General features: G+C 74.2%; 7 protein-coding genes. 2 read left to right on the forward strand and 5 right to left on the reverse strand.

The genetic code is table 11. From position 1 onward, the window contains the following. Positions 1–63 precede the first annotated feature (63 nt). The 4 genes from A8713_RS30345 to A8713_RS30360 are packed head-to-tail and all read right to left on the reverse strand — an operon-like array spanning position 64 to position 5801. On the reverse strand, positions 64–1581 hold the full coding sequence (locus tag A8713_RS30345; protein WP_064536920.1) for a hypothetical protein: 1518 nt from the start codon (positions 1579–1581) through the stop codon (positions 64–66). Then, the gene (locus A8713_RS30350; RefSeq protein WP_064536921.1) at positions 1578–2798 is read right to left on the reverse strand and encodes a hypothetical protein; all 1221 of its coding nucleotides are present in this window, start codon (positions 2796–2798) and stop codon (positions 1578–1580) included. Before A8713_RS30350 ends, A8713_RS30345 begins: the two co-directional genes overlap by 4 nt. After that, a complete protein-coding gene (asnB, locus tag A8713_RS30355; protein WP_237305497.1) occupies positions 2788–4722 on the reverse strand; it encodes an asparagine synthase (glutamine-hydrolyzing) in 1935 nt (644 codons plus the stop codon). The genes A8713_RS30350 and asnB overlap by 11 nt, the downstream gene beginning before the upstream one ends. A gap of 17 nt (positions 4723–4739) precedes the next feature. Continuing rightward, complete coding sequence (locus A8713_RS30360; protein ID WP_079159196.1) at positions 4740–5801, reverse strand: NAD-dependent epimerase/dehydratase family protein; 1062 nt, start codon at positions 5799–5801, stop codon at positions 4740–4742. 328 nt (positions 5802–6129) lie between these two features. Here A8713_RS30360 and A8713_RS30365 point away from each other — a divergent pair, with 328 nt between their 5' ends. Further along, the gene (locus tag A8713_RS30365; protein WP_064536922.1) at positions 6130–7854 is read left to right on the forward strand and encodes an ABC transporter ATP-binding protein; all 1725 of its coding nucleotides are present in this window, start codon (positions 6130–6132) and stop codon (positions 7852–7854) included. After that, the gene (locus A8713_RS30370) at positions 7851–9896 is read left to right on the forward strand and encodes an ATP-binding cassette domain-containing protein (RefSeq protein WP_064536923.1); all 2046 of its coding nucleotides are present in this window, start codon (positions 7851–7853) and stop codon (positions 9894–9896) included. Before A8713_RS30365 ends, A8713_RS30370 begins: the two co-directional genes overlap by 4 nt. A gap of 12 nt (positions 9897–9908) precedes the next feature. Here A8713_RS30370 and hemA read toward each other — a convergent pair whose 3' ends face one another. Continuing rightward, a complete protein-coding gene (gene hemA, locus A8713_RS30375) occupies positions 9909–11135 on the reverse strand; it encodes a 5-aminolevulinate synthase (protein ID WP_064536924.1) in 1227 nt (408 codons plus the stop codon). Positions 11136–11380 lie beyond the last annotated feature (245 nt).

An 11380-nucleotide genomic window follows, 5' to 3' on the forward strand; every position in this document is an offset into this window, starting at 1 on the left:
CAGGAACGGCGGGAAGCGCAGGGTGAGCAGGGGTGCGCAGGGGCGAGCAGGGCGTGCGGAGGTTCAGGAGGCCCCGGGCGCGTGCCCGGACGCCAGGGACTCCAGCTGGAGCAGGTACAGGGCCAGCGGCTGGAGTCGGCTGACCCGTCTGGGCGCGCCGGGCCCGCGCCCGGCGGCCAGCAGCCGCGGCAGGACCCGGTCCCCGCCGCGCCACCAGCCCGGCTCGGCCCACGCCGTGTGGCCCAGCAGCCGCACGAGGTACGCCAGCCGGTGCGCCACCAGGGACGGCCCGTGCCGCTGCGGCACCGCGGAGGCGAAGCCGAGCGCGGCGTGCTCCGGGAAGGCGCGCAGCAGCGCCCGGTCGTGCAGCGTGCCGTCGAGCTGGAGCGGGTGGGGCACCGAGGACAGATGGTCCACCAGCGCGTGGTCGAGGTAGGGGGTGTGGATCAGGAGCCGGTCGCCGCCGAGCGCGAAGGGGGCCAGGGCGATGGAGCGCCGGGTGCGGTTGTGGAAGAAGAAGGAGCCCAGCGGGAAGGCGGCCGGGGCGTGCCGGGCGAGTTCCGCGGCCAGCCGGTCGCGGGCGCGCGCCCTGCTCCACAGCCGGGCGGTGCGCGGTCCCAGCAGGTGCTCGACATGGGCGCCGGTGCGGCCCGCCGCCAGCAGCCGCTCCGCGAGTTCCGGCAGCGCGGCCGGATCGTAGGGGTTCTCCCGGATCAGCGCGATGCTCGGGTTCTGCGCCAGCTCGCCGCCGCCGAGCCCGTCGTAGGACAGGCCGCCGCGGCGGCGCAGAAAGGCCAGCAGCGGCAGTGTCCAGGCGCCGTCGAGGGTGCCCATGCCCTGGCCCGGGTTCGCGGTGAGCTCGGCGCGGAACTGGGAGCGGGGCCGGGGCAGGGTGCGGTGCGGCAGACCGAGCCGGGCGGCGAGTTCGCCGGCCACCCGGGCGTCGGCGCCCGGGTCGGGCGGGAACTTGGCGCCGCTGACGCAGAGCCGGGGAGGCGCGCCCTGCCGGCACAGTTCGAGCAGGATGTGCCGGGAGTCCCGGCCGCCGCTCAGCGGGAGGTCGTAGGGCTCCTCGGGCAGCCGCCGGGCCACGGCGGCGCGGAAGAGGTCGACGAACCCGTCCACGGCCTCGTCGCGGGTCATGGCGGCGGGACCGGGCGGCGGGGGCGCCGCGGACCGGACGCGCAGCCCGCCGTCCGACCAGGTCAGGGTGGCGGCGGGCGGCAGTGCCCGGACGGCGGCGAACGGCGTGTCCTCGCCCAGGAAGAAGCCGAGTCGGACGAAGACGGCCAGGGCGTCGTGGTCCAGCGCGGCGGGCTCCCCGGGGACGAGCAGGGCGAGCGGGTCGGGCGACAGGGCCAGGGAGTCGGCGCCGGCACGGTAGTACAGCGGATGGACGCCGAACCGGTCGTTGCGGGCGCGCAGGCGCTCGCCGTCCCAGCTCCAGGCGGCGAAGACACCCTCGGGCGGCGGCCCGTCGGCCAGTGGATCGCCGTCCAGCACATGCCCGAGCCGCACCTCCTTGTCGCCCTCGGCGCGCACCCCGTCGGGTCCGGACACCAGTCTGAGCAGGGGTTTCACCGCGCCTCCAGCAGGGGCCGCACCGCATCCCCGATCCGGGCGGTCACCGCGTCCTGGTCGAGGACGGACTCCGCGAAGGAGACGGCCGCCTTCTTGTGCGCCTCGATGGCGGCGGGCCGGGCGAGCCAGTCGTCGACGGTGCCCAGCAGCTCCTCGGGTCCGGCACAGGCGCGGCCCAGGCCGTGCTCGTGGATCAGCCCCGGCACCCACCGTTCCATCGGCAGACCCGACTCCAGCATGAGCACCGGGATGCCGAAGTAGGCCGCCTCCAGGGTGGTGTTGGGGCCCGCCTTGGAGATGAGCAGGCCGTGCGGGGAGCGGGCGGCGCGGTCGATGTAGTCGAAGTACTGGGTCTGGGTCAGCCTGCTGTGGAAGCGCCAGTGCGCGAGCCGGGCCGCCCCGGCGGCGGCCCGGTGGGCGAGGCCGGGGTCGTCGTAGCCGACGAAGACGAGGTCGGTGTCCGGGTGGGTGTCCGCGATGTGCCGCACCAGGTCGAGATAGGTGTCGCCGCCCCGGTTGCAGAAGACGATCAGCCGGGGCCGGTCCGGATCGTCGTCGCCGCCCCAGGGCTCCTCCGGCCCGTCCGCCTCCCGGGCGGACCCCGCGGTCATGAAGTCGCGCAGGTCGTGCTGGGCGACCAGCGGGCCGATGACCCGCACCCGGGCGGGATCGCCGCCGCAGTCGGCCAGCAGCCGGTCGCGGGCCCAGTCGAACCCGACCAGGGTGAGATCCGGGTACTGGCTGCGGTGCAGGGGGAGTTGGAGCAGCCCCGGGTTGGTGACATGGCTGACCACCCGGGTGCGCACCCCGGACAGCCGTACGGCGGCCACGCACAGTCTCGCCACGAAGCCCTTGGTGCCGACCACGACGTCCGGCGCGGTCCGCGCCAGATGCGCGGTGAGCGGGGCGAGCGCCGTGCGCTGCGCGGATGTGGGAGCGGCCTCGAACCCGGCCGGGAACCGCTCCTGGAGGCGCCCCATGAGGCCCATGTAGCGCTCGGTGCGGGTCGCGGCGTCGGGGCTGGTCAGCGAGATGGTGCGGATCTCCGCGCCGGCCTCGCCGAGCCAGGGCAGGATCGGCTCCGCCTCCAGCAGGACGGTCTCCGCCTCGACGGCGGTGCGCAGCGCCCGGGAGAAGCGGGTGGCGGCGAGGTAGTTGCCGAACTCCCCCCAGGTCCGGGGGGAGAGCACCTGGATGATCGGGCGGTCACGGTGCACGGTGGGTCTCCTCGGTGAGAGCGAGGGGTGCGGGCGGGGCGGCGGCCCGGCCGCGGTACCAGAGCTGGTAGACCAGCAGGGCCCACAGCTTGCGCGAGGTGTCGCGCCGGCCGCTCAGATGGTCGTCGGTCAGGACGCGTACGGCCTCCGCGTCGAACAGGCCGTCGCAGCGCAGCGCGGCCGGCGCGAGGGTGTCCAGCAGCAGCGGGCGCAGTTCCTCGCGCAGCAGGGCCGCCAGCGGGGCGCGGAAGCCGAGTTTGGTGCGGTGCACGATGGTCCCGGGCAGCCACTGGGACGCCACCCGGCGCAGCAGGTACTTGCCGGTCAGGCGGCGCAGTTTCAGCGCGGTCGGCAGGGAGTTGCCGTACTCGACCAGATCCAGGTCGAGGAAGGGCGCGCGCACCTCCAGGGCGCTGCGCATGCCGCCGCGGTCGGTCTTGGTGAGGATGGTGTCCCGCAGGAAGTGCGCGAAGACGGCGAGCTGGCTGCGCTGCACACCGCTGAGGCCGTCCTGCCCCTGGAGCAGCCGGGAGATCTCGGCGAACGGATCGGGCCCGGCCAGGGCGGCGGCGCGGGCGTCCGGTGTGAGCAGCGCGGCCGACTCGCCCGGCCCGAAGGGGGCCGTGGACAGGTAGAAGCGGTGCTCGGGCGCCGCACGCAGACCCCGGGCCAGCAGCCGCAGCGCCGCCGTGGCCGGGAGGTTGCCCGTCCGGGCGGGCAGCACCCGTACGAGCGCGCCCAGCAGGGCCTGGAGCCGGTGCGCCGGCATCAGCCGCAGCAGCACCTCGATGGCCCGCTCGGCCTGGAAGTAGCGGTAGCCGAGCAGGAGTTCGTCCGCGCCGTCGCCGGTGAGCACCCCGCGCACCTGCTGCCGGGCGGCCCGGCAGACGATACGGGTCGGCAGCAGCGAGGGATCGGCCAGCGGCTCGTCGGCCGCCGCGTACTCGGACTCCACCACGTCGGCCAGGTCGCGGCCGGTGACGCGGACCGTGTGGTGCTCGGTGCCCAGATGGCGGGCGACCGTGCGGGCGTGGCCGCTCTCGTCGAAGTCCCGGTCGGCGAAGCCCGCGCTGAACGTCGGCACCGGGCGGCCGGGGGAGAGCTGCTGGGCCACCGCCGCGACCGCGCTGGAGTCCAGGCCGCCGCTGAGCAGCACGCCCAGGCGCCGTTCGGTACTGGTGACCCGGCGGGCCACGGCCGCCCGGAACAGCTCCTCGAACCGGTCGGCGGCCTGCCGCACCGGCACCCGCTGCCCCGCACCGAGACACGGCCGCCAGAACTCCGCCTCCGTGACCTGATGGTGACTGATCGTCACATGATGGCCGGGGCGGACCTTGTGCACGCCGGTCACCGCCGAGCCGGGCGCGCAGAACGCCTGGAAGGTGAGGTACCCGGCCAGGGCCGCCGGGTCCGGGGTGCGCGGGGCGTCCGGATGGCGCAGCAGCGCGGTCAGTTCGGAGGCGAAGGCCACTCCGCCCGGCACCCGGGTGTAGTACAGCGGCTTCTTGCCCATCGGGTCGCGGGCCAGCACGGTCGTCGACGTCCGCGCGTCGTGCAGCGCGAACGCGTACATGCCGCGCAGCCGCTCCAGTACGGCCGTGCCGTACCGCTCGTACAGCTCGACCAGGACCTCGGTGTCGCTCCCGGTGCGCAACCGGACCCCGTCCGCCCGCAGTTCACGGCGCAGCTCCGCGTGGTTGTAGATCTCCCCGTTGAGGACCAGCACCGTCGATCCGCCGGCCGAGCGCAGGGGCTGGCGGGCCCGCCCGGGGTCGACGAAGGTCAGCGCGCAGTGCGCGAAGGTCACCCCCCGGTGGTGGCACCAGCTCGACCCGTCCGGGCCGCGGTGCGCGACGGCGGCCAGCATCCGCCGGGCCGTGGCCACGGACGCGTCCTGTCCGCCGCCCGGGTCGCTGAATCCCACGAAGCCGCACATGCCGGCTACGACCGGTCGGTGGGCGTCATCCCGGTCCGGCCGCCCGCGCCGGACGCCCCAGCGGGCGGCGCGGGCGGCGGCGCCGCGAGCGCGTGCCGGGCCCACTCGACCTGGGTGGCGAGCCCCGTCCGCAGCGGGGTGCGGGCGGTGAACCCGAGCAGCCGCTCGGCCCGGCCGACGTCCGCTGTGGTGCACCGCACGTCCCCGATCCGGGCCGCGCCGTAGCGCACATCGGGCCGCGCCCCGGTCAGTTCACCGGTGAGCGCGAGGACCTCGTTGACCGAGGAGGCACTGCCCGTGCCCACGTTCAGCACGGTGCTGCACCGGTCCGGGCAGACCGCCGCGAGGACCAGCGCGCGCACGATGTCGAGGACGTACACGAAGTCGCGCACCTGGGTGCCGTCGCCGTACACCTCCACGGGCCGGCCCTCCAGGGCGGCGCCGATCACCCGGGAGATGAACATGTCGGGCCGCTGCCCGGGGCCGTACACGGTGAAGAAGCGCAGCGCGCTGACGGTGAGCGCGGTGTCCCGGCGCGCGGCGAAGGCGAGCGCCAGCCGCTCGGCGGCCAGCTTGGTGACCCCGTAGGGGGACAGCGGGCGCGGCAGGTCGTCCTCGCTCATCCGGCCCTCGGCACCGCCGTACACGCTCGACGAGGACGCCATGACCACCCGCGGCACCCCGGCGCGCACGCACGCGTCCATGAGGCGCTGGGTGGCCAGGACATTGCAGTGCAAGTACTCCGGGAATTGCGTCCAGGACGGCCGCACACCCGGTAAGGCGGCTAAGTGGAAGACCACCGAGGCGTTTTCCAGACAGGACGAGAGATCGGCGAAGGCGAGATCGGCGTGGACCGCGCGCAGCGCACCCGCCGTCGCGGTCGACGGAATTTCACGCCCGGCCCAGGAGGCTTTTCGATCAATACCCACGACATGTGCACCACGGCGCCGGAGATCCTCCACAAGATGTGCACCGATGAAACCGGCCGCACCCGTGACCACCACTTTCCCGGTGAGCCCCGGAACGTTCCCGGACGCGCCGCCCGCGTCCCGCGCGTCACTCGGCATGAGAAATCCCCCTCGCGTCGAACGAACCCGATTGTTCAAGGCGGTGCTCCGTACCGGCGCCGGCCCCGGGCACGGACGGCCGTCACCATGGGACCTCGGACGCCCCCGGAAAAGACACAGGGCCAAGGAATTGTGACCGAAAACAGTCGGCCCGCCCCGCTGACGAACGCGATCAATCGCGATCAATTGGCCCGGAAGACCTGTGGAGTCTAGCAGCGCGCCGAAACCGCAGCAACGGTTCGCATTCCACCGTCCCGTGTGATTCCCAATGCGCGGGCCGGACTTTATCCTGGGGCCTTCCGCCGCCCGGCGAAGGGGGAGGACCGCTTTGACAGCCAGTCCGTTACGGCAGCTGTCCCTGCTGATCCGCTATCTGCGCGGCGAACGCCCGGCCGTCCTGCTGCTCGCGGTGCTCGTGCCGCTCGGCGTCGTCCTCCAACTGGCCGCCCCCTACCTGCTGCGCCGCTTCGTCGACAGCGCGCTCACCCAGCGGCCCGCCCAGGCCCTGTTCACCGTCTCCCTGTGGTACCTGGCCGCCGCGGTCGCCCTGCTCGGCGCGACCATCGGCGCCGACGCGCTGGCCTCCCGCCTCGCCTGGCGCGCCACCAACCGGCTCCGGGCCGACCTCGTCGCGCACAGCCTGCGCCGCTCCGCACGCTTCTACCAGCGCCACCCGCCCGGCGAACTCGTCGACCGGATCGACTCGGACGTCACCCGCCTCGCCTCCGTGATGTCCGCGCTGCTCCTCGAAGTCGCCGCGCAGGCCCTGCTGGTGGGCGGCATCCTCGCCGCGCTCTTCCTGCTCGACTGGCGCCTGGCCCTGGTCTTCGCGCCCGTCGCCGCCGGCACCCTCGTCCTGCTGCGCCGCCTGGTCGGCCGGGCCATGCCGTTCGTCGCCGCCCGCCGCCAGTCCTCCGCTGAACTCCTCGGCTTCCTGGAGGAACGCCTCGCCGCCGCCGAGGACCTGCGCGTCAACGGCGCCTTCGACGCCACCCTGGCCGACCTGGAACGGCGGCAGGCCGAGCTGTACCGGCGGGCCCGCGACGCGGCCCGCGTCTCCGTGCGCTGGCCCGCCACGGTGCAGGGCCTGTCGACGGCCAGCGTCGTCCTCGCCCTCGCCGTCAGCGTGTGGCTGCACTCCGCGGGCCGCCTCACCACCGGCACCGCCTTCGCCGCGCTGTCCTACGCCATGCTGCTGCGCCGCCCGCTGCTCGCGATCACCACCCGCTTCCAGGACCTGGAGGAGGCCGCCGTCTGCGTACGCAGGCTGCGGGACCTGCTGCCGCGGCGGCCCCCGGCGGACACCACCGCCACGGCGCTGCCGCCGGGCCCCCTCACCGCCGCCCTCGACCGGGTGACCTTCTCCTACGAGCCGGGCGAACCCGTGCTGCGGGAGGTCTCCTTCCGGCTGGAACCCGGTGAGCGGCTCGGGATCGTCGGCCGTACCGGGAGCGGCAAGTCCAGCGTCCTGCGGCTGCTGTTCGCGCTCCACCACCCCGAGCGGGGCGCCGCCCGCGTCGGCGGCGCGGACGTGCGCACCCTGGACACGGCCGTACTGCGCCGCCGGGTGGCCCTGGTCACCCAGGAGGTGCAGGTCTTCCACGCCAGCCTCCGGGACAACCTGACCTTCTTCGACCCCGCCGTCGACGACGGGCGGGTGCGGGACGCGCTCCGGGAGGCCGGACTCACCGACTGGTGGCGAGCCCTGCCCGACGGACTCGACACCGTGCTCGGCACCGGTGCTCGCGGCATGTCCGCGGGCGAGGAGCAACTGCTGTCCCTGGCGCGGGCGTTCCTGCGCGACCCGGCCCTGGTGCTGCTGGACGAGCCCACCGCCCGCCTCGACCCGCACACCGAGGCACTGCTGCTGCCCGCCCTGGAACGCCTGCTGACCGGCCGCACCGCCGTGGTGGTCCAGCACCGGCCGCACGCGCTCGGCCATGTCGACCGCATCCTCGTCCTGGACGAGGGCACCGTCGTCGAGGACGGCCGCCGCACCGTCCTGGCCGCCGATCCGACCTCCCGCTTCCACGGACTGCTGGGCGCCGGATGAGCGCCACCGGGGACACCGAGAACGCCGAGAACACCGAGAACGCCGAGAACGCGGAGAACGCCGAGAACGCCGCGTACACCGAGGAATCCGAGGGCACGGAGGACGCCGACGACACGATGGACACCCCCGACACCACGGTCGCCCAGGGCTCTTCGAATGCCCCCGACGCATCTGCCGCATTCGCATCCGACACCGCATCCGCACCCGACACCGCATCCGCATCCGACACCGCGGCCGCCACCGCCACCGCGCCGCCGTCCCCCGAGTACGCCACCGGACCCCCCGCGCACGGCGGCACCCGCTCCACGCTGCGCCGCCTCGCCGCCGCACTGCGCGGTTCGGCCGCCGCCTACTGGACCCTGACCGGCCTGTGGGTGCTGCTGCGGGCCGGTACCCTGGCGGTCGGCCTGCTCTTCCAGCGTCTGTTCGACGGCTTCGACCGCGGCGACGGGGTGTGGCTCCTGATCGCCTGGGTGGCCGCCGTCGAGACGGCCCGCCTGTGCCTCCAGTTCGCGGTGATGATCAACCGGCTGGAGCCGCGCGTGCAGTACGGCACCACGGCCCGGCTGCGCCGCGAACTGCTGGGCTCCGCGCTGCGCCGGCCGGGAGCCGCCGCCGGCACCGCGCCCGGGGAGACGCTGCGGGCGGTCGGCGAGGACGTGGACGAGACCGGGTTCTTCGTCGCCTGGGCCCCCACCAACCTCGCCCACTGGCTGTTCGTGATCGCCTCGGTCACCCTCATGATGCGCATCGACGCCGTGGTCACCTGCGCCCTGCTCGTCCTGCTCGTCCTGATCACGGCGGTGACGGGCGCCGTCCACGGCCGTTTCCTGCGCTACCGGCGGGCCACCCGCACCGCCTCCGCCCAGGTCGCCGGAGCCCTGAGGGAAGCGGTCGGCAACGTACGCGCGGTGCAGGCCGCCGCCGCCGAGGAGCATGTGGGCGCGCACATCGGACGGCTCGACGACGCGCGGGCCCGAGCGGCGGTGCGCGAGGAACTCTTCGCGGGCGTGCAGCGCACGGTGATCGCCAACGCCGCACCGGTCGGCGTCGGCGTCGTCCTGCTGCTCACCTCCGGCCGCGCGGGCCACGGGGCGTTCAGCGTGGGCGACCTGGCGCTGTTCATGTTCTACCTCCAGATCCTCGCGGAGGCCCTGGCGTCCATCGGCATCCTCTCGGTCCGGCTGCAACGGGTCTCCGTGGCACTCGGCAGGATCGCCGGCTTCCTCGGCGAGACACCGCACGCCCCGCCCGGGGAGGCCGGGCCCGGCGCACCCGTCCGGAAGGCCGGCCCGGACCCGCACCCGCACCCGCCGCTGCGCGAGCTGACCGTGCGTGGGCTCACCGCCCGCCACTTGGGCACCGGGCACGGCGTCCACGACGTCGACCTGAGCGTCGTGCGGCACGGTGTGACCGTCGTGACCGGCGGTGTCGGCGCCGGGAAGACCACGCTGCTGCGGGCCGTCCTCGGACTCCTGCCGTGCGAGCGCGGCACCGTGCTGTGGAACGGCGAACCGGTCGCCGACCCCTCCGCGTTCCTGGTCGCCCCGCGCTGCGGCTACACCCCGCAGGCGCCCCGGCTGTTCAGCGGATCGGTCCGCGAGAACGTGCTGCTCGGCACCGCCGACGACGACGGCACGGTCCTGGCCGGCGCGGTGCGCGCCGCCGTCCTCGGCCCCGATCTGGCCGCGATGCGCGAGGGCCCGGACACCGTCGTGGGACCGCGCGGGCTGCGGCTCTCCGGCGGCCAGCTGCAACGGGTCGCCGTGGCCCGCATGCTGGCCCGCCGCCCCGAGCTCCTGATCCTCGACGACGTCTCCAGCGCCCTCGACCCGGACACCGAACACCTGCTGTGGCAGCGGCTGCTGGAGCGGCGGGCGACCGTGCTCGCCGTGACGCACCGGCCCGCGCTGCTGCGCGCGGCGGACCGCGTGGTGGTCCTCAAAGACGGGCGGGTCGAGGCGGCCGGGCCCCTGGAGGACGTCCTCGCCGCGTCGCCCGAGATGCGGCGCATCTGGTCCGGCGGCCGGGGCGGCCGGTGACGGGCGGACCGCTCACGGCAGCCGGGCGACCTCGCGCGGCGTGCTCCCGCGCGGGGCGTCCAGCTCGGACCAGACGGCGTCGAGGGCGGTCACGAACTCCCTTACCTCGTCCGGCTCGTGCACCGCGGACGGCGCGATGCGCAGGATCTCCTCGCCGGCCGGGACGCTCGGCGCGTCGACCGCCTGCACATAGATGCCGTACCGCTCCAGCAGCAGGGCCGACATCCGCTTGCACAGCCGCTCCTCGCCCACCAGGGCCGAGACGATGTGCGTGCGGTCCGACAGGAACGGGATGTCCCGCTCGCGCAACAGGGTGTGCAACAGACGGGCGTTGACGGCGAGCCGCTCCCGCTCGCGCGTACTGCCGCGCAGATGGCGTACGGCGGCCAGGGCGCCCGCCGCGACCGCCGGGGGCAGCGCGGTGGTGAAGATGAACGAACGGGCGTACGCGCGGACCGCGTCCAGCAGCACGGCGGGCCCGGCCACATAGCCGCCGGTCATGCCGAACCCCTTGGCGAGCGTGCCCATCACCAGGGTGAAGGAGGCGGCGAGGCCCTCCTGTGCGGCCATCCCCGCGCCCTCGGGCCCGTACATGCCGACCGCGTGCACCTCGTCGAGGAAGGTCACCGCGCCGTGCCGCTCGGCGGCCTCCGCGATGCCGGCCAGCGGGGCGATGTCCCCGCGCATCGAGTGCACCGACTCGGTGACGACGAGTTTCGGCCGCTCCGGGGCCACCGAGGACAGCAACTCCTCCAGATGCGCACGGTCGTTGTGCCGGAAGATGAACTTCTCCGCCCCGCTGTGCCGCAGTCCGTCGATGATCGACGCGTGGTTCAGCCGGTCGGAGAAGACGGCGCAGTCGCCGATACGCCCGGCGAGGACGGACAGCGTCCCCTCGTTCGCCGAATAGCCGGAGGTGAACAGCACCGCGTCCTCCTTTCCGTGCAGCGCGGCGAGTTCCTCTTCGAGAGCGACGTGACAGTGGTTCGTGCCGCCTATGTTGCGTGATCCGCCGGACCCCGCTCCGTATTCGTCGACGGCCCGCTTCATCGCGGCCAGAACCTCCGGATGCTGCCCCATACCCAGATAGTCGTTGCTGCACCAGACCGCGATTTCGCCATGGTGCGCGGTGGTGGCGGCGGGGAATCGGCCGGCGACCCGGCCGAGCTGGAGGAACTCCCTTTTGCCCGCTGCTGTTTCCTCGGCGAGGCGAGCGAAGAAATCGATGTAGTCCGACATGTCCGGGCCCACTCCCTGTCGCTTCCCAACCGGCGCGGGCCATCGTAGGATGCGCCGCGGTACTTGCACAGTGCGCGTTGCCCGCTCCTGACACCGTTCGAAGCGGAGTGCCGATGACCGAATGTGAAGCCGCCCCCGCATGTGAAGATTCTTTTCCCGGCCATCCGGAATTCGGCGGCCGCCGTACCGGAAAAGTGGAGAATTCGTGCCCGGCCTGCCCGGCACGCTCTGCGGCGGGCGGCCGG

This window comes from Streptomyces sp. SAT1 (genome assembly GCF_001654495.1).
GTDB lineage: Bacteria > Actinomycetota > Actinomycetes > Streptomycetales > Streptomycetaceae > Streptomyces > Streptomyces andamanensis.

Coding starts and splice junctions, on each gene's coding strand:
- A8713_RS30360 (WP_079159196.1), bottom strand. CDS start 5,801: ATGCCGAGTGACGCGCGGGACGCGGGCGGCGCGTCCGGGAACGTTCCG.
- hemA (WP_064536924.1), bottom strand. CDS start 11,135: ATGTCGGACTACATCGATTTCTTCGCTCGCCTCGCCGAGGAAACAGCA.
- A8713_RS30370 (WP_064536923.1), top strand. CDS start 7,851: ATGAGCGCCACCGGGGACACCGAGAACGCCGAGAACACCGAGAACGCC.